This window comes from Marinobacterium sp. NO-S09 (assembly GCF_059179545.1).
Window position 1 is genome coordinate 1,438,967 of sequence record NZ_CP168954.1, and the last position, 22,725, is coordinate 1,461,691.

At 53.7% G+C, this 22,725-nt stretch carries 22 protein-coding genes; 11 read left to right on the forward strand and 11 right to left on the reverse strand.

Going from position 1 to position 22,725, the window contains the following annotated elements; all coding sequences use genetic code 11:
- Positions 1–55: 55 nt before the first annotated feature.
- The 4 genes from O3C79_RS06795 to O3C79_RS06810 form a co-directional block, all read right to left on the reverse strand.
- A complete protein-coding gene (locus O3C79_RS06795; RefSeq protein WP_494385304.1) occupies positions 56–1,081 on the reverse strand; it encodes a Fe(3+) ABC transporter substrate-binding protein in 1,026 nt (341 codons plus the stop codon).
- Positions 1,082–1,254: 173 nt separating this feature from the next.
- A complete protein-coding gene (locus tag O3C79_RS06800; protein ID WP_494385305.1) occupies positions 1,255–1,968 on the reverse strand; it encodes a 16S rRNA (uracil(1498)-N(3))-methyltransferase in 714 nt (237 codons plus the stop codon).
- A 30-nt stretch (positions 1,969–1,998) separates the two neighbouring features.
- Entirely contained in the window at positions 1,999–3,009 is a 1,011-nt protein-coding gene (locus O3C79_RS06805; protein ID WP_494385306.1) for an LLM class flavin-dependent oxidoreductase, read from the reverse strand.
- 27 nt (positions 3,010–3,036) lie between these two features.
- The gene (locus tag O3C79_RS06810; protein ID WP_494385307.1) at positions 3,037–3,624 is read right to left on the reverse strand and encodes an antibiotic biosynthesis monooxygenase; all 588 of its coding nucleotides are present in this window, start codon (positions 3,622–3,624) and stop codon (positions 3,037–3,039) included.
- A 162-nt stretch (positions 3,625–3,786) separates the two neighbouring features.
- Between O3C79_RS06810 and O3C79_RS06815 the strand changes: the two genes are divergently transcribed.
- Entirely contained in the window at positions 3,787–4,671 is an 885-nt protein-coding gene (locus O3C79_RS06815; protein ID WP_494385308.1) for a LysR family transcriptional regulator, read from the forward strand.
- 27 nt (positions 4,672–4,698) lie between these two features.
- Here O3C79_RS06815 and O3C79_RS06820 read toward each other — a convergent pair whose 3' ends face one another.
- A complete protein-coding gene (locus tag O3C79_RS06820; protein WP_494385309.1) occupies positions 4,699–5,598 on the reverse strand; it encodes a LysR family transcriptional regulator in 900 nt (299 codons plus the stop codon).
- 104 nt (positions 5,599–5,702) lie between these two features.
- Between O3C79_RS06820 and kynA the strand changes: the two genes are divergently transcribed.
- The 6 genes from kynA to O3C79_RS06850 all read left to right on the forward strand — a co-directional run bounded on the left by kynA (position 5,703) and on the right by O3C79_RS06850 (position 12,657).
- The gene (gene kynA / locus O3C79_RS06825; RefSeq protein WP_494385310.1) at positions 5,703–6,563 is read left to right on the forward strand and encodes a tryptophan 2,3-dioxygenase; all 861 of its coding nucleotides are present in this window, start codon (positions 5,703–5,705) and stop codon (positions 6,561–6,563) included.
- Positions 6,564–6,573: 10 nt separating this feature from the next.
- The gene (kynB, locus tag O3C79_RS06830; protein WP_494385311.1) at positions 6,574–7,206 is read left to right on the forward strand and encodes an arylformamidase; all 633 of its coding nucleotides are present in this window, start codon (positions 6,574–6,576) and stop codon (positions 7,204–7,206) included.
- The gene (gene kynU / locus O3C79_RS06835; protein WP_494385312.1) at positions 7,203–8,444 is read left to right on the forward strand and encodes a kynureninase; all 1,242 of its coding nucleotides are present in this window, start codon (positions 7,203–7,205) and stop codon (positions 8,442–8,444) included. The genes kynB and kynU overlap by 4 nt, the downstream gene beginning before the upstream one ends.
- A gap of 142 nt (positions 8,445–8,586) precedes the next feature.
- The gene (locus O3C79_RS06840) at positions 8,587–9,993 is read left to right on the forward strand and encodes a sodium-dependent transporter (protein WP_494385313.1); all 1,407 of its coding nucleotides are present in this window, start codon (positions 8,587–8,589) and stop codon (positions 9,991–9,993) included.
- A 213-nt stretch (positions 9,994–10,206) separates the two neighbouring features.
- A complete protein-coding gene (locus O3C79_RS06845; protein WP_494385314.1) occupies positions 10,207–11,523 on the forward strand; it encodes an OprD family outer membrane porin in 1,317 nt (438 codons plus the stop codon).
- Positions 11,524–11,694: 171 nt separating this feature from the next.
- Positions 11,695–12,657 carry an AraC family transcriptional regulator gene (locus tag O3C79_RS06850; protein WP_494385315.1) on the forward strand — a complete coding sequence of 321 codons (963 nt, stop codon included), beginning with the start codon at positions 11,695–11,697 and terminating at the stop codon, positions 12,655–12,657.
- A 36-nt stretch (positions 12,658–12,693) separates the two neighbouring features.
- Here the strand turns inward: O3C79_RS06850 and O3C79_RS06855 are convergent, their stop codons facing one another.
- The 6 genes from O3C79_RS06855 to O3C79_RS06880 all read right to left on the reverse strand — a co-directional run bounded on the left by O3C79_RS06855 (position 12,694) and on the right by O3C79_RS06880 (position 18,188).
- Positions 12,694–13,521: an IclR family transcriptional regulator gene (locus tag O3C79_RS06855; protein WP_494385316.1), complete on the reverse strand. Its 828-nt coding sequence runs from the start codon at positions 13,519–13,521 to the stop codon at positions 12,694–12,696.
- 99 nt (positions 13,522–13,620) lie between these two features.
- A complete protein-coding gene (locus tag O3C79_RS06860) occupies positions 13,621–14,331 on the reverse strand; it encodes an ABC transporter ATP-binding protein (protein WP_494385317.1) in 711 nt (236 codons plus the stop codon).
- Positions 14,332–14,333: 2 nt separating this feature from the next.
- The gene (locus tag O3C79_RS06865) at positions 14,334–15,113 is read right to left on the reverse strand and encodes an ABC transporter ATP-binding protein (RefSeq protein ID WP_494385318.1); all 780 of its coding nucleotides are present in this window, start codon (positions 15,111–15,113) and stop codon (positions 14,334–14,336) included.
- Positions 15,110–16,072, reverse strand: a complete 963-nt coding sequence (locus O3C79_RS06870) for a branched-chain amino acid ABC transporter permease (RefSeq protein ID WP_494385319.1) — start codon at positions 16,070–16,072, stop codon at positions 15,110–15,112. The genes O3C79_RS06865 and O3C79_RS06870 overlap by 4 nt, the downstream gene beginning before the upstream one ends.
- Before the next feature lie 15 nt (positions 16,073–16,087).
- A complete protein-coding gene (locus O3C79_RS06875) occupies positions 16,088–16,951 on the reverse strand; it encodes a branched-chain amino acid ABC transporter permease (protein ID WP_494385320.1) in 864 nt (287 codons plus the stop codon).
- Positions 16,952–17,015: 64 nt separating this feature from the next.
- Positions 17,016–18,188 carry an ABC transporter substrate-binding protein gene (locus O3C79_RS06880; RefSeq protein WP_494385321.1) on the reverse strand — a complete coding sequence of 391 codons (1,173 nt, stop codon included), beginning with the start codon at positions 18,186–18,188 and terminating at the stop codon, positions 17,016–17,018.
- Between the two features lie 232 nt (positions 18,189–18,420).
- Between O3C79_RS06880 and O3C79_RS06885 the strand changes: the two genes are divergently transcribed.
- The 4 genes from O3C79_RS06885 to benC all read left to right on the forward strand — a co-directional run bounded on the left by O3C79_RS06885 (position 18,421) and on the right by benC (position 22,725).
- A complete protein-coding gene (locus tag O3C79_RS06885; RefSeq protein WP_494385322.1) occupies positions 18,421–19,344 on the forward strand; it encodes a catechol 2,3-dioxygenase in 924 nt (307 codons plus the stop codon).
- Positions 19,345–19,789: 445 nt separating this feature from the next.
- On the forward strand, positions 19,790–21,139 hold the full coding sequence (gene benA, locus O3C79_RS06890; protein ID WP_494385323.1) for a benzoate 1,2-dioxygenase large subunit: 1,350 nt from the start codon (positions 19,790–19,792) through the stop codon (positions 21,137–21,139).
- Positions 21,140–21,142: 3 nt separating this feature from the next.
- A complete protein-coding gene (locus O3C79_RS06895) occupies positions 21,143–21,637 on the forward strand; it encodes an aromatic-ring-hydroxylating dioxygenase subunit beta (RefSeq protein ID WP_494385324.1) in 495 nt (164 codons plus the stop codon).
- A 74-nt stretch (positions 21,638–21,711) separates the two neighbouring features.
- Positions 21,712–22,725 carry a benzoate 1,2-dioxygenase electron transfer component BenC gene (gene benC, locus O3C79_RS06900; RefSeq protein WP_494385325.1) on the forward strand — a complete coding sequence of 338 codons (1,014 nt, stop codon included), beginning with the start codon at positions 21,712–21,714 and terminating at the stop codon, positions 22,723–22,725.

Sequence of the window (22,725 nt, forward strand, 5' to 3'; positions counted from 1 at the left end):
GGTAGCCGGGAAGACTACCGTTTCAGTGTGCACCTGTCGATTATTCAACAACAAATCAGTTGTCGAAGCCGACCTTGTCGACCAGGCGAGATGCATCTGCGCGGTGTTTAACCACATCGCCCAGGTTGACGTCGTCAGCCTTGAATTCGCCCATGTGTTCTTTCAGCAGGTCGGACCACTCGATGCCAGGACGGACCGGGAACTCGTAGTTCACCTCAGCGTACATCTTCTGTGCTTTTTCGCTGGTCAGGAATTCGATCAGCTTGATGGCCGCATCCGGATGCGGTGCATTCTTGGCCAGCGCGGCACCGGAGATGCTCATGTGCGCACCACGGTCATCCTGGTTTGGGAATACCAGGTTGACGGACTTGGCCCACTCGACCTGTTCCGGCTCTTTGGTGTTGGTCAGCATTTTGCCGTAGTAGTAGGTGTTACCCAATGCCAGGTCGCACTGACCTTCCTTGACGGCTTTCACCTGGGCGCGGTCGTTACCCTGAGGGCGACGAGCCAGGTTGTTTTTTACAGCGCTCAGCCACTGCTCGGCCTGCTCTTCACCATTATGTTCGATGATAGAGCCGATCAGAGAAAGGTTATAGGAATGCTTGCCGCTACGGGTGCAGATGCGGTTTTTCCATTTCGGATCTGCCAGGTCTTCATAGGTTTGGATCTCGCCCTCTTCAACACGGTCCTTGGACGCGTAGATGATGCGTGAGCGTGCAGTCAGGCCTACCCATTTGTCGTCCTTGGAGCGGTAGTGAGCGGGAACGTTAGCGTCGACGATATCGCTATCGATGGGGGCAACCAGGTCGCGCTGAACAGCATCGTACAGTGGGCCTACATCAGAGGTCAGCAGAACGTCTGCCGGTGAGTTGGCGCCTTCATGTTCCAAACGCTCCAGAAGTCCTTTTTTGGAGAAGATAACGTTGGCCTTGATGCCTGTTTCCGCGGTGAAAGCTTCCAGCAGCGGTTTGATCAGGAACTCCTGACGATAGGAGTAAATGTTCACTTCATCAGCGGCCTGAGCAACGCTGCCAAAGGTTGAAAGAGCCAAGCCAGCCAGTAATGCTTTTTTTGCGGTCATCGTTGTCTCCATATACCGGGCTGTCCTCCCGGAAAGTTATCTTAAAAACTTAATGCGAATTGTTATTAGTTTTGGTTCTTATGTCAATGCTATTGCGTTTGATTCTTGTTTTCGAACTATGGCAATGAATTATATAGACCAGTGTTCCAGATATACCTTGCTCTGGGTCAGGCTTAGAGCGGGAAGAGCCGAGACAGCAACACGGGGACGGCGGTTTCAACGCGCAAGATGCGTCGGCCCAGGTGAATGCTCTCCAGGCCAGCTTCTTGCAGCTTTTCGACCTCGTAGGCAATAAAGCCGCCTTCAGGGCCAATGGCGAGTGTGGTTGGGCTGGCCTCGGGGCTGGGGCAAGGCTCGGCGTCATAGGGGTGGGCAACCAGTGCTCGGGTGTTGCGGGCCAGGGCCGGCAGCTCATCTTCGACAAAGGGTTTGAAGCGCTTGCGCAGGTGCACCCGAGGCATGCGGGTATCACCGGCCTGCTCCAGTCCCAGCAGCAGGTGCTCACGGGTCTTGTCCGCTTTCAGAATCGGCGTGGACCAGTAGCTCTTGTCGACACGGTATGAGTTGATCAGCCAGAGGTCTTTCACGCCGAGAGTGGCGGCAGTTTCCAGCGTGCGCTTCAGCATTTTCGGGCGCGGCAGCGCCATGATCAGGTGCAGGGGCAAGGGTTTGGGCGGCGCTTGATCCAGCTGAACTTGCAACTCTATATAGGTATCGGTCAATGCACAGACTTCTCCTTGACCAACCAGACCATCCAGAACGCCGACCTTGAACCGTTCTCCCACCTGCGCCTGGTGAACGCTACGCATGTGATGAAAGCGGCGGTCAGTCAGGCGCACAAGATGAGGACTGATAAAGTCGGAAGTGTAGAGCAGGATCAGGTTCACTGGAGTTACCGCGCCGTGCAAAAGCGCCGATCATAGCATCCTTTGTGCCAGCCTTTCATAACTGCCCAGACGGTCCTTGTAATCGTGTGTGACGGTGACGATACCCACCTCATCACTGCGATATTGGTCTGCCACCCGGCTGATCTGTTCGGCACATTCATCCGCCGAGCCCAGTACCATCGAATTGAGTACAGCATCAAAAAAAGCCTGATCCGAAGGGGAAAGCTGATCCCGGAGGCGCCAGGCTTCATCCGGGTGCTTAACCACTTCACGAATGCCCTGGCGGAAAGCTTTGACCTTCCAGTAGACCGCCGGGGCAGCCAGATACTCGGCTTCCTCACGGCTGTCGGCGCAGAGGGCAGCAACCGCGATACTGGCTTCCGGCTGTCCTTCGTGACCTGCTTCTGCCCAGGCCCGTTTGTATTCGGTAATAACACTGGGCGGTGCTGGCTCAGGGCTGATGAACAGGGCCAGACACATTTTCATGCCGACCTGGCCGGCAAGGCCTGCGCTGCCACCGCTGGAGCCAAGCATCCAGGTCTGTGGAATTGCCGGCTCACCGGGCATAACCTGCAGATCTTTATAGGGGTGATCCTCTGGCAAGCGGCCGTGGAGCAGTTGCTGCAGCAGCCAGGACTGCTCGGCATAGTCCTCATGTCCGGGCTGGGCCGGATACGCCAGGGCGTGGGAGGCCAGTGCATCACCACCCGGAGCACGGCCGATGCCCAGATCGATCCGCCCGGGATATAAGGTTTCCAGCATGCTGAACTGTTCAGCAACCTTGTAAGGGCTGTAATGCGTGAGCATGACACCACCACTGCCGACACGAATACGCTGCGTTTGACTGGCAATATGCCCGATCAAAATCTCGGGGCAGGGGCCTGCAAAGTTTACGCTGTTGTGGTGTTCGGCCAGCCAGTAGCGATGATAGCCAAGGCGATCACAGGATTTGGCCAGGTCAACACTGATGGCCACCGGTGAAGTATTGGTGGGCAAACCCTGCACGGGGGACTGGTCGACAACGGTCAGTTTCAACGTCATGGGGGGATCCTGAATTAGAGCGCTGTCTTAGCGTTCATTCTGTTCATGTTTGGGGAAAAGCCAAAAGGCAAACCAGCGTGTAAATCGAGGCATCAGTACATAGGACATGACGACCATGACCACAGCCGTGACCAGCAGCGTGCGCAGCAACAGCGGTACTTGTGCCAACAGGTCGCCGAACAGGTAAAAAATCAGCGTCACGGTCGGGTAGAGAGCCAGCCAGCTGACAAATGTCATTTTGGCCTTGGCAGGCGGTTTGACCGGGTTGTGGCCTGGCAATGTGAACCAATTGACGATGCCGGACAGGGTTTCGATTTCACTGGGGCTGACCAGCAGAGGCTCGATCTGTTCCAGCATCTCCGCACGCTCGCCGGAGGCCTGCCAGGCAGCCAGTGATTCCTGATCTGAAAACTTGAAGATGATGCGATATTCGGGGTCGTTGGCACTGGCCGGGCGAAACAGATCAGCGCCCAGGTAACCCGGGTAGCGAGACGCGCGGTGCGTCATTTCACTGCTCAGTTGCTCAAAGTGCGCTTCCTGCCCCTTGATCACCCGGCGGGATATAACCACCGTAACACTGGACTCGTTCGACCGTGTAGATTCTGTTTCTGGCATCATGAAGGCCCTGAAGTTGAAGCAGGCAGAAATGCATAAATCGGAGTAAAAACTGGATAGCGCCCGATATTTGCTGTGTTATGGTTGTTCAATATAGGCCGGTGTGGATATTTATCTACTGGATATGCGGGAAGGCAAGATTTCATTTTTGAGAATAATAATATGAACTATCAGGATCTTTACTATTTCATCAAAGTGGTTGAAAAGGGCAGTCTGGTCTCTGCAGCCCGCTATCTGGATATACCCACCTCGACGCTGTCACGTCGTCTGCAGGCGTTTGAGCAACAGCTGGGCTACAAGCTGGTGCATCGAAGCTCCAAAAAATTTGGCCTGACCGAGTCCGGCCAGCGGTTTTTCAACAGCCTGTCTCCGGTAATGACCGAACTTGAAATGCGCTCCGAGGATGTTAACTCGGAGCTGTCGTCTCTGTCCGGCGATATCAAGATTACGGCGCCCCTCACGCTGGGGCACCACTATGTCAAACCCTGGGTGTTTGAATTCATGGAGATCAATCCACGGGTAAGCGTAGAGATGTTCCTCAGCAACCAGAACGTGGACCTGGTCAAGAACAGCATCGATATCGCTTTCCGCCTGGGCAAGGTGACCTTGAATGACTGGATATCGCGCCCTCTGATGGAAACCGAAATGGTGGTGGTGGCAACTCCTGAACTGATACAGCGTTATCCACAACCGCAGCGACCGGAAGAACTGGCCGAGCTGCCACTGGTCGTGCTCAAGCGCTCTGCCTTCTGGCGCTTTCAGGACCCGGACGGGCACGCCGTTACCTTTACGCCCCATGCTCACCTGCGTACCGATGAAATCCGCTTCGCTGTCGATGCCGTGAAACAGAACCTGGGTGCCTGCTGCATGCCGCGTTATGTGGTGTCACAAGAGCTGGAAAGCGGTGAGCTGGTACAGCTGTTGCCGGATTGGTCCATGGAGGGCCGCACCATGCATATGCTCTACCCCCATCGTGAAAACCTGCCCGTGAAAACCCGCGCGTTGATTGAATTTGTAATGGATAAGGTGGCGCAGGCGAAAGTCTAAGGGTTCGGTTTAGTTTGGTTGTAAAGCTCAATCCAAATCTGTGCTTGTGATGGCTTCAGCGAGCAGAGAAGCTGGTGAATCTTCGGGTTCGTCATTGCGAACAAGAACATTCCAGTCGATGAAAAGCCCTTCCTGAGTTGCTTTGGCGGTACTCAACCCACCTTGCTGCAGATAGGGCTGTACCGCCCAGGTGGGCATAATTGAAATGCCTGCACCGGCTCTGACAAACTCAACGACGGCCTCGGTAACACCCGCACGTATTACGCGTGGAGGTAGTATCTGGTAGCGACTGAAAAGCTGCTCATACTCTCGTCCCGGGCCCGGGTTGGTGTGATAAGTGATGTAAGGACTTTCGGCAATCTCGTCTGGACCTAACCACTCCCTGTCTGCCATCGCATGACTCTGCGGCATCACTACAACCATCTCATCATGCAGTAACGGCAAGGCTCGAAAGCCGCTGTGGGTCAGAATACCGGAGACGATCGAAAGGTCGATAGTACCGTTACGCAAGGCGGTGTAGGGGTCCAGAGATACATCCGGGATAATTTCCACGCTGATGCTGGGGTGCTCTGATAGGAAGTCACTCAGGAAGCGAGGCAGCCACTGATAATTGCCGTAGGCCTCGTTACCGATTCTCACCACATGTTTAATGCCCATCGATAGCTTATTGATGTCGATTTCAGCTCGTTCAAGCTCACCCAAAATGACCTTCGCCGATTGCAGCAGGCGTTTGCCTGCGCTGGTTGGTATCAGGCGTTTGTTCTTGCGGTAGAAAATTTCTGTATTGAGCAGGCGCTCTGCTTCACGGATGCGGTGACTTAGGGCTGACTGGCTCAGCCCTATCTGGTTGGCTGCTTCGGAAACGCTGCCTGTGGTTGCAATCGACAGAATCATCTGCAGGTGCCGTGTACTAATACGAGCGCTCATAACTATGCAAAATTTTAATAATTTATGGTGATTTTATGAAATTTACATAAGAAATCATGTTTGTAAACTGTGTTTGTCTAATAAATAAAAACAGGAATGCAGTTATGAGTAGCGGTTGCCCATTTTGGGAGGCTGAGAAGAAGCAGGTCAGTCTTGATGATGAAAGCATCCATTGGGACCAGGATATGAGCTATGGCCAGTACCTGGACCTTGAGGCTCTGCTTAAGTGTCAGAAACCGGCTTCGAAAGAGCATGACGAAATGCTCTTTATCGTTATTCATCAGGTGTCGGAGCTGTGGATGAAGCTCTGCCTTCACGAGGCCTACGGCGCAGCGCGTCATATCAAGGACGACAATCTGCGACCGGCTTTCAAAATGCTCACCCGTGCCGCACGTATTCAGGAACAACTGGTGCAGGCCTGGGATGTGCTGGTCACCATGACTCCGGCGGACTACTCAAGCTTTCGTGACAGCCTTGGGCAGAGTTCCGGTTTTCAATCCTATCAATACCGTGAACTCGAGTTCCTGCTGGGCAATAAACACGCCGGCATGGTCGAGGCACACCGTGCTCACCCTCATCACTACGAGCATCTTCAGTCTGTCCTCAATGCGCCCAGCCTCTATGACCTGACGTTGCAGCTGCTGAGTTGTCGCGGCTTTGATATTCCGAGCAGCCACCTTGAACGTGACTGGCGCCAGCCTTACACGGCCAGTTCTCATGTCGAAGCAGCATGGTCTGATATATATCACAACACCGCAGAACATTGGGATCTGTATGAACTGGCTGAGAAGCTGGTTGATATGGAGTTCAACTTCCAGCGCTGGCGTTTCAGCCACATGAAAACGGTTGAGCGCATCATCGGTTACAGGAAAGGTACCGGTGGCACTGCTGGTGTGAAGTATCTGGTCAAAGCACTCGACCTACAGTTTTTCCCTGAGCTGTGGTCAGTGAGAAGTTCGATTTGAGGGCCCTGTCATGAGTCGAATTTGGGACATTTCTCAAACCCTGCGTAAGGGTATACCGGTCTGGCCAGGTGATACGGAATACCGTTCAGAGCAACATTGGGAACTGAACGAGAATTGCCCGGTTAACGTAGGTGCGCTTGAGTTATCCACACATACCGGCACTCATGCTGATGCCCCTCTGCATTACGATGCTGCCGGGAAATCCATCGCTGAAGTGGATCTGGAAACATACATTGGTCTCTGTGTCCTGATTGATGTTACGGACGCCAAAGGTTTAGTGCGCCCGGAACATGTTATCGACCAGCTACCTCAGCGTGCCGAGCGTGTACTGCTGCGGACCATGACGACTTTTCCGCATGACCGTTGGGTCAGTGACTTCACTGCTATTGATGCAGCAACCATCGATCTGCTGGCATCGCGGGGTGCTCGGCTGATTGGGGTCGACAGTCCTTCATTAGACCCTGAAACCTCCAAGGCCATGAGCGCACATCAAGCTGTTAAGCGCCATGGCATGGCCATCCTGGAAGGCCTGGTGTTGGATATTGTTCCCACCGGGTCATACGAACTCATCGCCCCCCCTTTAAAACTGTACAACATGGATGCATCGCCTGTGCGTGCATTATTGAGGAGTATCCACCCATGAATTCATTCACTCGCGAGCAATGCGCTGACTTTGACCGTCTGGATGAACTTGCTGAATACCGACAGCAATTCGACCTTGAAGAAGGTCTCATCTACATGAATGGCAACTCCTTGGGGGTATTGCCCAAGGCTGCCAAGGACCGGATGCAAGAGGTTGTTCATGAAGAATGGGGCCGAGGTTTGATTCGAAGCTGGAATACAGCTGACTGGATCAATCTGCCAAATCGGGTTGGCGACAAGATCGCGGGCCTTATAGGGGCTGATGCTGGCGAAGTGGTGGTAGCCGATTCCACCTCCGTAAACTTGTTCAAGCTTGCGGCTGCTGCGGTAAGGATGCGTCCAGGGCGGAGCAAAATATTGTCCGAGCCCGGCAACTTCCCGACAGATTTGTATATTTTGCAGGGACTGGAGAAGTTTAAGCAGGGACAGGTTCGCCTGAGTACGGTTAATCGAAACGACATTCTCGATGCCATCGATGAAGACACAGCTCTGGTGGTGTTGACGCATGTGCACTACAAGAGTGGTGACATGTTCGATATGGCTGCCATCACTCAGCGCGCTCATGACAAGGGGGCGCTCGTACTCTGGGATCTGAGCCACAGTGCCGGCGCTGTTCCGGTTCAGTTGAACGAAGCCGGTGTCGATCTGGCTATTGGTTGTGGCTACAAATACCTGAATGGCGGACCAGGTGCACCGGGCTTTCTGTTCGTTGCCAAACGACATCAGGAACAGCTTGAGCAGCCATTAAGCGGCTGGTTTGGACATGCCAACTCCTTTGCCATGCGAGATGACTATGAGCCTGCACCGGGGATCAAACGCACTCTTTGCGGTACCACTCCGGTAATCGGTGCCAGCCTGCTGGAAGTGGGCGTCGATATCATGCTGTCCGCCAGTATGAACCGAGTCCGAGAAAAGTCGCTGCAGATGGGCGATCTGTTTATCAAACTGGTCGAGCAGCGACTGAGCGGCTTTGGCTTTGAAATCGCGTCCTCAAAAGAGGCGTCCATTCGCGGTAGTCAGGTCTCACTCATTCATGAGCAGGGTTTCGCCATCATGCAGGCACTGATTGCACGTAATGTGATCGGCGACTTCCGGGCGCCCAATATTCTTCGTTTTGGTTTTACCCCGCTTTATCTGCGATATGTGGATCTTTGGGATTGTATTGATGCCCTTGTGGAAATTATGGAACAGGAGGAGTGGGATCGTCCGGAATTCAAGAAACTGACAGCAGTTACTTGATCCTGATTTTTTTAGATAGTCTTCTGTATTTTCTAATAAATGCTTATGGATGAGTGATTAAATAGAGTTCGGCTATTGATCGCTAAGAAAATAAAACACAAATGAACGTCTAGAAAATAATTATAAATTGGAGTGTTTAATCATGAGCAATAAAAGCTTATCGGCTGATACTGCCTGTTTTGAGGGGGGCGCATCTGCAGCGGCTACGGGGAAGCGCGGTCTTTGGTCTAGTCGACTCATGTTTATCCTTGCAGCGACAGGTTCAGCTGTAGGTCTAGGCAACATCTGGAAGTTTCCCTATATCACCGGCGAGAACGGCGGTGGGGCTTTCGTCCTGCTGTACCTTGGTTGCATAGCGATAATCGGCATTCCCCTTTTAATGGCGGAGATACTGATTGGTCGCAGAGGAGGACGCAACCCTGCAGGCTCGATGGAGGTCCTGGCGCAGGAAGCCGGTGTCAGCTCGCGATGGAAGCTATTAGGGTGGGCGGGTGTTATCACCGGTTTTGTTCTGTTGAGCTTCTACCTTGTAGTGGCGGGCTGGGCCGTTTCCTATATCTTCACTGCGGGATCAGGCGCCTTTAATGGTGCTACCAGCGACGACATCGGAGGCCTCTTTGGCGGGCTCGTCGGTGATCCCGTTGCGTCGACGGTATGGGGCACAATCGTGCTTGCCATTACTGCGACCATCATCATCAAAGGCGTTAAACAGGGACTGGAAAAAGCGGTCAGTATCATGATGCCGGGGCTGTTCGTCATCCTGCTGATTCTTGTCGGCTATTCGGTCTCAACCGGCTATTTCGGACAGGGCGTTGAGTTCATGTTCAACCCTGACTTCAGCAAGCTTACCGGAACCAGTGTTCTGATCGCGCTTGGTCATGCATTCTTCTCGCTGAGTCTTGCGGGTGGCGGCATGATGACCTATGGCTCTTACCTGTCCAAAGATGTATCACTGGGCAAAACCGTCATGACCGTGGGTGTGCTGGACACAGTAGTCGCTTTGATTGCCGGTTTGGCCATCTTTCCGATTGTGTTCGCCAATGGCCTGGAGCCGGGTGCAGGTCCTGGTTTGATATTTGTAACGCTGCCGCTGGCCTTTGGCCAAATGCCGTTCGGGCAGATAGTGGGTGTGCTTTTCTTTGTGATGCTCTCCTTTGCAGCGCTGACATCAGCTATCTCCCTGCTGGAACCGGCTGTATCCTGGATGACTGAAAAGCGTGGTATGAGTCGCCTTAAAGCGGGTGTATTAACGTCTGCAGGCATTTGGGTGCTGAGCCTGGGCTCCGTGTTTTCTTTCAACATCTGGCAGAACTATACCCTGTTCGGCAAAACCTTCTTCGATACGCTGGATTACCTGACCAGCGGCTGGATCATGCCACTGAGTGGTTTGGCCATGGCCATTTTCACCGGCTGGATTATGACGCGAGCTGCGACGCATGAAGAAGTAGGGGATGGCTGGGGCTATCGCATCTGGCGTTTCCTGATCCGCTATATCGTACCTGTGGGCATCCTGGCAGTCTTTCTTCACGCCATAGGTGCTCTCGATTAATAGACTTTCTGAGCCCCCACAGTGAGGTGCTCTGAGCAACTGAGCACGGCTTAAATCAGAAAACTCCACTTGAAAAATCTGCTGCCTGCGGGCAGCGGTAAAGGCTTGGTGCTGCCTGAAATTGCGGGATAGACCCCGCCATAAAATAACGTTCAGTCCCAATAAATTGGTTTTGAATTTTTGGGCAAAAAAATATAAAGAGAATAAGAATACATGAAGAATAAAATAATCCCGCTGGTTATTGCTGTTGGGCTTGGTGCTTCATTCAACGCTAATGCGTCGGTATTGCTCGATAATGATGTCTTAAGACTTACCTATAAAAACTATTACTGGAATGAAGACCCGAATAGCTATGGCAGTATTGATGGCGGGTCAACACGTAATGAATGGGTTCACGCGGCTTTGCTGGATTACAGCACGGGTTATATCAATGATTGGATTAAGTTTGATTATGGTTTCGCAGTCGCTGATCAGCTTTCCATCGGTTCAGACGTGACAGATGTTTCCAACTTGCCGTCAAACTCCGCTGACATTACAAACCCTGATTCGATGGCATCGACACAAACCGCGTACCTGTCGTTACGCTACCCGGGTGATACCTTTGCATTGACAGCTGGAGCAGGTAAGAAACGCCGCTCCTCCTTGCTGTATGACGATTCCAACTCACGAATTTTGCCGTCTACAACGGTTGGTTTCGATTTGTCTGTGGATACCGAAAAACTGACTCTGTATTACACACAATTTGATAAGCATAGCCCGCGAAATAACGATAACTGGGGCGATTCACTGGAGAACTTCCTGGGCGAAGAGATCGAGTATGTCAGCTACTACGGTGCCCAGTATCGCTTCGATAATGGGCTTTCAGTCGATGCCATGGAGTTGGAGGCTAAAGACTACCTGCGTGAGCGTTTACTCAAGGCCCAATACAGCATGCCGCTGTCTCAGGAAAGCAGTCTCCAGATGAGCTTCATTTATGGTAATCAGCAGGACGCCGGTCATCTGTTCGAGAGCGGTGGTTTGGGAGGCTATGCCCCGGCAGGAGACCTGGATGTTGATTTCTATGATGCTGGCATTGACTATCAGCATGGCCCATACACTCTGTCTCTAAACTATCTCACCGTGAAAGGGGGGGATTTCAACCGAGTACTCTTCTCCAGTGATCATGGCACCTGGAACACCAGTGGTAACAACTGGTCGTTCAATGGCCTTGAGAATGAAAAGATGATCCGGATTGGCGTTGCGACAGATTTCAGTCAGATGGGTGTTCCGGGGCTCTTCTGGGTCGTACAGGGCATCGGTTCCTATGACGCGGCAGGATACGATGATTTCAGTCGTAAAGAGCTGGTGAGTTATGTCAGCTATGACTTCCAGGGTGCACTGAAGGGACTCAATGTCAGTTGGTATGCTGATATTCACCGTGCAGAGGGTGAAGTTGATGGTGTTAAGCGAGCTGAGTCAGTCGTTGGGCCTGCAGGGCTGGAGCGAAAGGACGTTAACCGTTTCTATCTGAGCTACAGCAAAGAGTTCTAAGAGCACCGCAGGATGAAACTCTGTATGGAATCCCCTTCTCTGTACAGAGTTTCATACTTTCTGAGAGTTGAGTATGCGGCTTGATATGTGATCATGAAACAACCATTGCACTCAATTTAGGTTTATCTATAATGAATCCGTTAACAATAATTACAAAAAAACGGTACGGCTATGTTTACCAATGTGCTCAGCAACGCCGTGGTTTTCGACCAGGCGCATCCGCTTGAGGTGTCCGACTACGTTAACCTTCACGTAGGGCATCACCGGTTGGAGTTCAATAACCTTCACAAGAGCCGTCGACCGGCTTCCCGACTGCACTATCGCGATTTTGCCGGTATCGGTCTGTCATCGATCAGTTATGGTGATGATGTCCAGGTACGCTGCCCCGATCTTCAGAGTATTTATCATTTTCAGGTCGTTACCCAAGGGGAGTGTCGCTGGCATTTTTCTGATCAGCGCATGAAGTTGACTCGCGGCCAGGCATTGATGATGAATCCGGGTGAAAAGATGGATCTGACCTACTCGGATGATTGCGAGAAAGTGATCGTCAAGGTACCCGAAGAGCTGGTACGGGAGGCCTGTCTGGAGCAGGCCGGGCGGGTGCCCAGAGCAGGCGTGCGCTTTGAGCGTCGTGTGATCGAGCTGCAACAATCCCTGGGTTTCATGCGCCTGTTGGATGCGCTGTTATTGGAGGCCAATGAAACCGAGCTGGATTTGAGCCATCTGCAGCTGCCTTATCGGGATATCCTGATCCGCAAACTTCTGCAACAATTTGATAGCAATGCAGGAGAAGGCGGAGAGCTGAATATACATGACCGCAGCTTCTCTCTGCTGCTGGCCTATATCGAAGCGCATATTCGTGATGATCTGAGTGTGGAAACTCTGGCTCAGGCCGGCAATGTCAGTGTGCGTACCGTCTACAACCTGTTTGCAAAATACTTCAATCTGACGCCGAAGCTGTTCATCAAACAGTCCAAGCTGAAAAGCTTACGCGATGAGCTAAAGAATAATCCGGCTATCCGCAACGTGACGGAAATCGCTCTGGACTATGGATTCACGCACCTGGGGCGCTTTTCATCCGACTACCGCAAATTGTTTGGTGAGCTTCCCTCGGAAACACTGCGTCAGCGTTGATTCTGCCATCCGGTATGGGTCGGTCGGTATTGGTCGTCAGCTGACGTCAACTACCGACTGGCTGCGCCGACCACAGATCTCTTCAGTCACATTGCGCGCGCACTCCTGAACCATTTCACTGTAGCGACTGCCGGGGCGTACATCGGTATCGCCGTTAATGCCCATCAAGCTGATCACGGATGAGATGTTGCCGTTGATATCATGTATGGCGCTGCCAACCACGTTGATATCGGGCAAAAAGTCGCCGTAGAAGCAACAAAGGTTATCCTGTTTGACCTGCTCAAGATGAGACAGGAACGCGGGCTTTTCCAGTGTTTGCCCGTTGTAGCGCGGCAGTGCAGGCGGGTTGCCATAAAAGGCATCCACGATCTGATTTCGTCTGGTGCTGGGCAGGTGTGCAAGAAAGATTCGGCCCGAAACCGAATAGAAAGGCGACAGCTCCATGCCAAGGCGTACATTGACTGCCACGGGTTGGCTGGCATCCAGCCACTTGATAACCAGCGGGGCATGTCCATTCCACACGGTAATGGAAACCGTCTTATCGCTGCTGCGGTTGAGTTCTTCCACAGCAGCAAAAGCCGACTGTATTGGATCAATCCGGCTTAGTGCGGCGACGCCCAGTGTCAGACTGGATTTGCCGAGGATATAGCCACCGCCGTTTTCCTGGCCGATGTACCCCGTGCGTATCAGGCTGACCATGTATTTGTGCAATCGACTGGGTGACAGTTCCAGCACGTCAGACAGCTGTTTGAGCGTCATGGGGCGGGGGGATTCAGCCAGCGTGTCCAGAATTCGCAACCCGATCTCTAAAGACCCGATTCCCTGGCGTTGGGCCTCCATTGTTTTGTCTGTCTGGTCGGGCATCTGTTGGCATCCATTTACAACTTAATCAGTCAGGGATTCTACCAATGGATGGCACAACCCCCAACCAATGCAATCACGGCTTGCTGGCTCTCAGAATGATTACACGCCCAGGTAGGACTCAACCTCCTCCAGGCTTTGCATCAACTGACTGGAGCCGGCGCTGAACACCACCTGTCCTTTTACCAGCACGATGTGTTGATCGCAGAGCTCTTTCAGCACCTGGATATTTTTGTCCACGATCAGAGTGGAGATACCGCTTTCCTTGATGGTACGGATTACGTCCCAGATCTCCTTGCGGATTAGGGGCGCGAGCCCTTCGGTCGCTTCGTCCAATATTAATAGCTCGGGGTTGGTGACCAGTGCCCGGCCAATGGCCAGCATCTGCTGCTCACCGCCGGAGAGTTGAGTACCAAGGTTACTCAACCGCTCCTGCAGGCGAGGAAAGGTTTCCAATACACGCTCACAGGTCCAGTTCTGTTCGCCCTTCTGGTTGGCTCTGGCGGCCATCTCCAGGTGTTCCTTCACTGTCAGGTTGTGGAACATGCCACGCCCTTCGGGCACGTAGGCGATATCCTTGCGCATCCGCTGCCAGGTGGGCAGGCCGGTAATCTCGTCCCCCTGAAAGACTACATGCCCACTGCGAGGCGGCACCAGCCCCAGAATCGATTTCAGTGTGGTGGTTTTACCCATGCCGTTGCGCCCCATCAGGCTCACCGCCTGGCCGGGTTCGATACTGAAGCTGACCCCGTGCAGGATATGGCTCTCATCGTAGTAGGTGTGCAGGCCTTTTACGTCCAGTAGTTTCGTCATTGTCAGAATACCTCGTCGCCTTGACCCAGATAGGCCTCTTTCACCCGTGCATCGTCACGTACCTGCTCCACGGTGCCGGTGGTCAGATGCTGACCGTCGACCATTACGGTGAGCTGGTCGGACAGCTCGAACACCGCATCCATGTCGTGCTCTACCAGCACGATGCAGTATTCCCGGCGCAATTTTTTTAGCAGCTCGATGATCAGTTGAGACTCTTCGTGGCCCATGCCGGCCATGGGTTCGTCCAGCAGCAGGACTTCGGGCGAGGTGGCCAGAACCATCGCGATCTCCAGCTGGCGCTGTTCGCCATAACTGATCTGGGATGCCACGACGTCTCGTCGCGCACCCAGCCCGACTTTTTCCAGCGCTTCAGTGGCGATCTCGTCCAACACTTTCTGGGTGTAACGCGAGCGCAGAATATTGAAGCTGCCCCCCATGCGGCGCTGAACCGCCACACAGCAGTTTTCCAGACAGGTTGCGCCCGGATAGATATTGGTTTTCTGGAAGCTGCGTCCGATGCCGCGACGGGCAAAGGCATAGGGCTTGATGGCTTCGATCGCTTCATCCTTGTGCACGATGCTGCCGCGTGTGGGCTTGTAGTGGCCGCAGAGCAGGTTCAGCAGGGTACTTTTGCCCGCGCCGTTGGGGCCGACAATGCCATGCAATTGCTTGTCGAAAAACTGCAGGGATATATCGTCCAGTGCCTTGAGACCGCCCCAGTACTTGCACAGGCCCTGAGTTTCCAGCATGACCTTTAGGTCCAGTGATACTTGGGTATTCATGTGCGTTTCTCCAGCAGTTTCTCCATGGAGCCGGCAATACCGTTTTTGAACACCATCACCATGGCAATGATCAGGGCACCCATAAACAGCATCCAGTGCTCGGTCAGGTGTTCCAGTACATAGTGCAACCCTTCGTACACAAAGGTGCCGAGAATTGCGCCATAGATGGAACCCATGCCACCAAGGATCGACATCACCAGCGCCGAACCGGAAGTGGTCCAGGCCAGCATCGATGGATTGACGAAACCATACTGCAGGGTGAACAGATAACCGGCATAGGCACCCAGTGCCGAGGCGATCACGTAGCTCAACAGACGGAACAGGAAAATGTTGTATCCCAGTGCAGTGGTGCGGCCCGGGTTTTCATGGATGGCATCCACAACTCGGCCAAAACGTGAGCGGATCAGAATGCGGAAGAACACCAGCGTGTTGAACAGTGACAACAGGCACAGGTAGTAGAAGTGGGTCGGGTTATCCAGGTCAAAGAAGCTGAGCCCGAAAATACTGGTCTCCGGTTTGACGTAAATGAACAGACCATCCGTACCACCAAACTCGATGGAATCGGAGAAGAAATAGAACGCCATCTGTGCAAAGGCCAGAGTGATCATGATCATGTAGATACCGCTGGTGCGCAGTACCAGAAAGCCGATCACCAGCGCGACAGCGGCCGCGATCATGCAGATATAAAAGGTGTAGACCCAGAAATTCACCGCCTCGTATTCAGGCGCAATCATCCAGAAAAGGTAGCCCCCCAGACCATAAAACATGGCATGTCCCAGGGTGATCAGGCCGCAGCGACCGACCAGATAATCCAGCGACATGACGAAGAGGGCAAAGATCATGATGCTGGTGAGCTTGCTGACGAAAAAGGTGTTATCGGCCAGAAACAGCGGCATCAGTAGTGCCAGCGGAAAAAACACCCAGAAAAAGATGCGTTCGGTTCGTTTATTGAAAAGCATGGCATTAACTCCGAATCAGGATGAGAACAAACCCTGAGGCTTGATCAGCAGGATGAAGGCCATGAGGATGTAGATCATCATGCTCGACAGCTGTGGCACCAGAACCGAGGCAAAGGTATCAACCAGCCCGACCAGCAGGGCGGCAATGAAAGCGCCCTTGATGGAGCCCATGCCACCAATGACGACCACCACAAAACAGGTGATCAGAATGTGCTCACCCATGCCCGGTACAATTGAAGACATGGGCGCCGCTGCGACACCCGCGATGGCCGCCAGCATGACGCCGATGGCAAACACGATGGTGTACAGCTTGCGAATATCGATGCCGAGACACTCGACCATCTCCCGGTTGGATTCACCGGCGCGGATCAGCATGCCCAGACGGGTCTTGTTGATCATGAAGTACATCAGAGCCGCAATGCCGACGCAGAACAGGGCGACGAAAATGCGATAGACCGGATATTCCAGAACATCGGTCACCGGGATAGCGCTGGACAAGGCAGCAGGCACGGCGACGCCCAGCGGATCGTTGCCCCATAGAAGCCCCTGCAGCGCGTTAAACACGAAAATCATGCCGATGGTGAGCAGCACCTGGTCCAGGTGATTGCGTCGATATAGCTGCCGGATTAACGTGCGTTCCATCACAATGCCGATCAGCAGAGCGATAATGGCAGCGATCAGGGCACTGAGGCCGAAGCTGCCGGTATGTTCGACGAAATACCAGACCAGATAGGCACCGACCATATACATGGAGCCATGTGCCAGGTTGAGGATACCCATGACGCCGAAGACAAGCGTCAGGCCAGAAGCGATCAGGAACAGCAGCAGGCCGTATTGCAGGCCGTTGATCAGCTGCACGAGAAACAGGGAAGTGGTCATGATAGAACCCGGAAATCAGTGTGTTGAAAGCAGACGGGCAGGCATATGTCTGCCCGTCCATGGCTCAGAGCTTGCAGCCTCGGGCCGGGTCGGCCAGTGCGGGTGCAGCCACCTTGATAACCTTGTTTTCACCGTTTTCGACGGTACGCAAATAAATGTTCTGCACCGGGTTGTGGGCTTTGGAAAACGTGAAGTCCCCGCGAGGGCTCTTGACGGTGGTTTCGCCCAGCGCTTTGATCAGTGCCTGCTGGTCGGAAATGTCGCCGCCCAGCTGGTTCACGGCTGAGGCGATCATCAAGCCGGTGTCATAGCCCTGTACGGCATAGATATCCGAGGCCTTGCCGAACTCGGCCTTGTAGGATGTGCGGAAGCGGGTATTCAGCTCATTATCCAGCGTATCGGCGTAGTGCAGGGTCGTTAGCACACCTTCTGCCGCCGGTCCCTGAGCTTCCAGTGTCCCTTCGGTCAGGAAGCCTGAGCCCAGCAGCGGAATTTTGCCCTTCAGGCCCAGCGCGTCGTAATCCTTGACGAATTTGACGGCCCCACCGCCGGCGAAGAACACGAAGACCGCATCAGGATTGATGGACGCAATCTCGGACAGGTAGGCCTGAAACTCTGTTTTCGGGAAGGGCACCAAGATCTTTTTCACGATTTCACCACCCCCGGCGGTGAAGGACTCCTCAAAGGCGTCCAGGCTTTCCTTGCCCATGCCATAGTTCCAGCTCATGGTCACGACTTTCTTGTAGCCTTTTTCCAGCGCCACGTTGCCCATTGGATAGGAGGGTTGCCAGGAGGAGAACGAGGTGCGAAACACATTGGGTGAGCACAGAGGGCCGGTGACGGGGCCTGCGCCGGCGTTGGGGACAATCATGACGGTGTCTTTTCCGCGCAGCACTTTCAACATGCCCATGGCGACACCAGAATGAACCGGTCCGATGATGAAGTCGGCTTCGCTGTTACTCAGTAGCGAGGACGCGATCTCCGGCGCACGTTCAGGACGAGCCTCGGTGTCGATTTCAATGAATTCCAGCTTGCGGCCATGCAACTGCGAAGCCTGCTCGCGTAATGCCATTTTCAAACCGTTACGGGTCGCATCGCCCAGAGCCCCGTATACACCACTGAAGGGCAGCATCATGCCCACCTTGATGGGTTGCTCATTGGCCAGCACGGGGGAACTGAGTGTCAGAGTCGCCATGGCAGCCACCACAGCATTGCGCATCATGTTGGAATTGAACATGTTGGACCTCTCTTCGGGTTCGTTATTTTTATGGTCTGTTGATTAGAAAGAACCCGGCCCTGCACCAATAGCCAGCAGGTGCAGACCTGTGTCCAAAAACTGCAACCTCTTCATCTGCACTCTGGGGATAAAGCTTGCACCCACCGGATTTAACTTGGCTTCAGGCGCTGTAATAGTCGGTCTATTACCGGTAGACGGACCGTTGCCGGGCCTAAAACAAGAAGAGGTGGCTATGAAAAAGGGTGTAATGCGTCCCGGACATGTTCAGATTCGCGTACTGGATCTGGAGGAAGCACTGAAGCACTACGTGGACCTGATGGGCCTGATCGAAACTGATCGTGATACTGAGGGGCGGGTCTATCTGAAAGCCTGGACCGAAGTGGACAAGTTCTCCGTGGTACTGTGCGAAGCCGATGAACCGGGTATGGATTTCATGAGCTTCAAGGTTCTCAGTGATGAAGTGCTGGATGAGTTGCAGAGCGGATTGATTGGCTATGGTGTCAGTGTTGAGCAAGTGCCGGCTGACGAATTGAAAGGCTGTGGCCGTCGCATCCGTTTCCAGGCGCCAACCGGCCACAGCTTCGAGCTGTTTGCCACCAAGGAACAGACAGGCCGTTACGGCGTTGGTAATCACAACCCTGAAGCCTGGCCGCGCGACCTCAAGGGCATGAAGGCCCAGCGCTTTGACCACTGCCTTCTGTACGGTCCGAACCTGGATGAGACCTATGCGCTGTTCCGCGATGTACTGGGCTTTGACCTCTGTGAGCAGGTGATGACGCCGGACGGCAAGCGGGTGGCGCAGTTCCTCACAACGAGCATGAAAGCCCACGACATTGCCTTTATCGATCATCCCGAGCCGGGCAAATTCCACCATGCCTCCTTCTTCCTGGAAACCTGGGAGGACGTGCTGCGCGCCGGTGACTTGATCTCCATGACCGATACCTCCATCGATATTGGCCCGACCCGTCACGGTATCACCCACGGCCAGACAATCTACTTCTTTGACCCGTCCGGTAACCGCAACGAAGTCTTCTGCGGCGGCGATTACTTCTACCCGGACCATGAGCCCATCACCTGGGATGCGGACAAGCTGGGCAAGGCGATCTTTTACCATGACCGCCAGCTTAACGAGCGTTTCCTGACCGCACTGACCTGATTATTGTTGTGCTGCACTCGACTGCCTTGTCCGTAGTCGAAACCTTTGCGCCGTCATATGACGGCGTTTTTTGTTTGGTAGCCGGTGTGCTCTGGCAATTGCAGTGGGTGCCTGAGATCTCTCGCCCGCGGAGCGGGCTCCCACAATCGTTTGCCAGGAAGGCTCCCTTGTATCAGCAGGGCTCTTCTGTGGGAGTGCAATCTGTGCGCGAAAATATGTTCTTGCTATTGAAGTTGGTACCTGAAACCCCTTCGCTCGCAGAGGAGCTCCCACAACTTTGTGCCAGCAAAACATCTTCCTGTGGGAGCGCATTCCGTGCGCGAAATACCCATCTATCACTTCAAATACACCCTCTGCACATATGGGATAAAGAATGGCAAAAGCTGGATAGTGAGCCTTGCTGCTGCCCTCTACTCTGGAATCAAACAATAAGGAGGGCATCGCAATGCAAGATAATCTGATCGCCAAAGTGGGCGGCATGATGGAAGTGGATAAAGAGCAGGGTCTTTACCGCGGTCGTCGTGACATGTTTACCGATCCTGAGCTGTTCGAGCTGGAGATGGAACACATCTTCGAAGGTAACTGGATCTATCTGGCACACGAAAGCCAGGTTGCGAACAAGAATGACTACTTCACGACCTACATCGGTCGCCAGCCGGTGGTTATTACCCGCAACAAGGACGATGAGCTTAACTGCTTCATCAACGCCTGCAGCCATCGCGGTGCTGTGCTCTGCCGTAAGAAGAAAGACAACAAAGCTGTCTTCACCTGCCCGTTCCACGGCTGGAGTTTCAACAACTCCGGCAAGTTGGTGAAGGTCAAGGATCCCAACGATGCCGGCTACCCGGACTCCTTCAACTGTGATGGTTCCCATAACCTGAAAAAGGTACGCATGGAGAACTACCGCGGCTTCCTGTTCGGCTCTCTGAATGATGATGTGAAACCGTTGACCGAACACCTGGGCGAAGCGGCCAAGATTATCGACATGATCGTGGATCAGTCGCCGGAAGGTCTGGAAGTAGTGCGCGGCTCCTCTACCTATGTGTACAACGCCAACTGGAAGCTGCAGGCCGAAAACGGCGCTGACGGTTACCACGTATCGGCCACGCACTGGAACTACGTTGCCACCACGGCTCGCCGTAAGGCCGGTATGTCGATGGATGATGTTAAGGCGATGGATGCCTCCACCTGGAACAAGCAGAAGGGCGGTTTCTACGCCTTTGAACATGGTCACATTCTGCTGTGGATGCGCTGGCCGAACCCGGAAAACCGTCCCTTGTTTGAGCGCCGTGATGAACTGGTAGCCGAGTACGGTGAAGACCGTGCCGACTGGATGATTGGTAACCTGCGTAACCTCTGTCTGTACCCGAACGTATTCCTGATGGACCAGTTCAGCTCGCAGATTCGTCACTTCCGCCCCATCGCTGTGGATAAAACCGAAGTCACCATCTACTGCATCGCTCCCAAGGGGGAAAGTGCCGAGGCGCGTGCCCACCGTATCCGCCAGTACGAAGATTTCTTCAACGCATCCGGTATGGCGACGCCCGATGACCTGGAAGAGTTCCGTGCCTGCCAGGAAGGCTTCAAGGGGATCAAGCTGCCCTGGAATGACATGTGCCGCGGTGCCGAGCACTGGATTGAAGGCCAGGACGAGGACGCCAAAAAGCTCAACCTGTTCCCGGTGATGAGCGGCGAGAAAGTGGAAGACGAAGGCTTGTACATCGTCCAGCACCATTACTGGCAGAAAGTGCTGTCTGACGTGGCACGCAAACAGCAGGCAGAGAAAGGAGAGTAAGCCATGACCATTAGCTATGAAGAAATCCGTAATTTTCTGCACTCAGAACAGCGTTGCCTGGATGACAAGGACTACGACAACTGGCTGGAGCATTACGACAAGGATGCCGAGTACTGGGTGCCCAGCTGGGATGTAGACGGCGAACTGACCGTTGATCCCCATTCAGAGATTTCACTGATCTATTACGGTCGCCGTGATGGTCTGGAAGATCGCGTGTTCCGCATCAAGACTGATCGCTCCAGTGCCAGTTCACTACCGGAACCGCGCACCCAGCACATGCTGAGCAATCTGGAAGTGCTGACTGCATCGGAAGGTGATGCCGATGTGCGTTACAGCTGGCTCACCAACAGCGTGCGCTACAACAGTGTGGATACCTATTTCGGTACCGCCTTTGTAACGCTGGTCCGCGCGGATGACGGCAGTCTCAAGATCAAGCGCAAGAAGATCATCCTGAAAAACGATTACATCCATCACGTGGTGGATATCTACCACCTCTGACTGACCCTTTCCAATAACAAGTGTCCCCGGGGTGCTCTGGCACCCCTCGCATGAAGGGACCGAGGTAGCACAGCATGTATAAAGTAGCTCTCAATTTTGAAGACGGAGTCACCCGTTTCGTCACAACCATGCCGATGGAAACCCTGGCAGATGCCGCCTACCGTTCCGGCCTCAATATACCCCTTGATTGCCGCGATGGTGCCTGTGGTACCTGTAAGTGCCACTGTGAATCCGGCCAATACGAAATGGACGGTTACATTGATGATGCCCTTTCGGACCAGGAGGCCGAACAGCAGTTTGTGCTGACCTGCTGCATGGTGCCGGAATCGGATTGTGTAGTGACTGTTCCCGCGTCTTCCGAAGTCTGCGTACGCAGCCAGCAGGCCGATGTGCATGCCCAGCTAACCGAAATTAATCGACTGTCCGAATCCACGCTTTCCTTTACCGTGGCCAGCGATCAGGTGCGAGCCATGCACTTCCTGCCGGGGCAGTACGTGAATGTGCAGGTGCCGGGCAGCGATCAATCACGGGCCTACTCCTTCAGCTCCATGATCAACGAAGCCGATGAATCAGTGTCTTTCCTGATCCGCGTGGTGCCGGACGGCTTGATGAGCACCTACATGGCTGAAAGTGCACAGCTGGGTGACGAGCTGGTCCTGCGGGGGCCGTTCGGCAGCTTTTACCTGCGGGAGGTCAAACGCCCTGTCTTGATGCTGGCCGGTGGTACCGGGCTGGCACCGTTTCTGGCGATGCTGAACAAAATCCAGCAAGAGGGCTGTGACTACCCGATACATCTGATCTACGGCGTGACCAACGATATCGACCTGGTCGAGCTGGACAAGCTGGATGCCTTTGCAGCGGCGATCGACAACTTCACCTATACCGCCTGTGTCGCGTCCGATGAAAGTGATTGGCCGCAGAAGGGCTATGTCACCCACCACATTGAGCCGGGCCATGTTAACGATGGCGATGTGGATATATATCTCTGTGGCCCGCCACCGATGGTCGAAGCCGTGAACACGTTCATGCAGGACAAGAACATCCAGCCTGCCAGTTTTCACTACGAAAAATTTGCTGCCAGCAAATAA

Bases quoted from the DNA above. Each gene is read 5' to 3' on its own strand.
- O3C79_RS06795 (WP_494385304.1), bottom strand. From the start codon at position 1,081: ATGACCGCAAAAAAAGCATTACTGGCTGGCTTGGCTCTTTCAACCTTT.
- O3C79_RS06805 (WP_494385306.1), bottom strand. From the start codon at position 3,009: ATGACGTTGAAACTGACCGTTGTCGACCAGTCCCCCGTGCAGGGTTTG.
- O3C79_RS06860 (WP_494385317.1), bottom strand. From the start codon at position 14,331: ATGACGAAACTACTGGACGTAAAAGGCCTGCACACCTACTACGATGAG.
- O3C79_RS06855 (WP_494385316.1), bottom strand. From the start codon at position 13,521: ATGCCCGACCAGACAGACAAAACAATGGAGGCCCAACGCCAGGGAATC.
- O3C79_RS06865 (WP_494385318.1), bottom strand. From the start codon at position 15,113: ATGAATACCCAAGTATCACTGGACCTAAAGGTCATGCTGGAAACTCAG.
- kynU (WP_494385312.1), top strand. From the start codon at position 7,203: ATGAATTCATTCACTCGCGAGCAATGCGCTGACTTTGACCGTCTGGAT.
- O3C79_RS06810 (WP_494385307.1), bottom strand. From the start codon at position 3,624: ATGCCAGAAACAGAATCTACACGGTCGAACGAGTCCAGTGTTACGGTG.
- O3C79_RS06875 (WP_494385320.1), bottom strand. From the start codon at position 16,951: ATGACCACTTCCCTGTTTCTCGTGCAGCTGATCAACGGCCTGCAATAC.
- O3C79_RS06885 (WP_494385322.1), top strand. From the start codon at position 18,421: ATGAAAAAGGGTGTAATGCGTCCCGGACATGTTCAGATTCGCGTACTG.
- benC (WP_494385325.1), top strand. From the start codon at position 21,712: ATGTATAAAGTAGCTCTCAATTTTGAAGACGGAGTCACCCGTTTCGTC.
- O3C79_RS06840 (WP_494385313.1), top strand. From the start codon at position 8,587: ATGAGCAATAAAAGCTTATCGGCTGATACTGCCTGTTTTGAGGGGGGC.
- benA (WP_494385323.1), top strand. From the start codon at position 19,790: ATGCAAGATAATCTGATCGCCAAAGTGGGCGGCATGATGGAAGTGGAT.
- O3C79_RS06895 (WP_494385324.1), top strand. From the start codon at position 21,143: ATGACCATTAGCTATGAAGAAATCCGTAATTTTCTGCACTCAGAACAG.
- O3C79_RS06815 (WP_494385308.1), top strand. From the start codon at position 3,787: ATGAACTATCAGGATCTTTACTATTTCATCAAAGTGGTTGAAAAGGGC.
- O3C79_RS06820 (WP_494385309.1), bottom strand. From the start codon at position 5,598: ATGAGCGCTCGTATTAGTACACGGCACCTGCAGATGATTCTGTCGATT.
- O3C79_RS06880 (WP_494385321.1), bottom strand. From the start codon at position 18,188: ATGTTCAATTCCAACATGATGCGCAATGCTGTGGTGGCTGCCATGGCG.
- O3C79_RS06850 (WP_494385315.1), top strand. From the start codon at position 11,695: ATGTTTACCAATGTGCTCAGCAACGCCGTGGTTTTCGACCAGGCGCAT.
- O3C79_RS06845 (WP_494385314.1), top strand. From the start codon at position 10,207: ATGAAGAATAAAATAATCCCGCTGGTTATTGCTGTTGGGCTTGGTGCT.
- kynB (WP_494385311.1), top strand. From the start codon at position 6,574: ATGAGTCGAATTTGGGACATTTCTCAAACCCTGCGTAAGGGTATACCG.
- O3C79_RS06870 (WP_494385319.1), bottom strand. From the start codon at position 16,072: ATGCTTTTCAATAAACGAACCGAACGCATCTTTTTCTGGGTGTTTTTT.
- kynA (WP_494385310.1), top strand. From the start codon at position 5,703: ATGAGTAGCGGTTGCCCATTTTGGGAGGCTGAGAAGAAGCAGGTCAGT.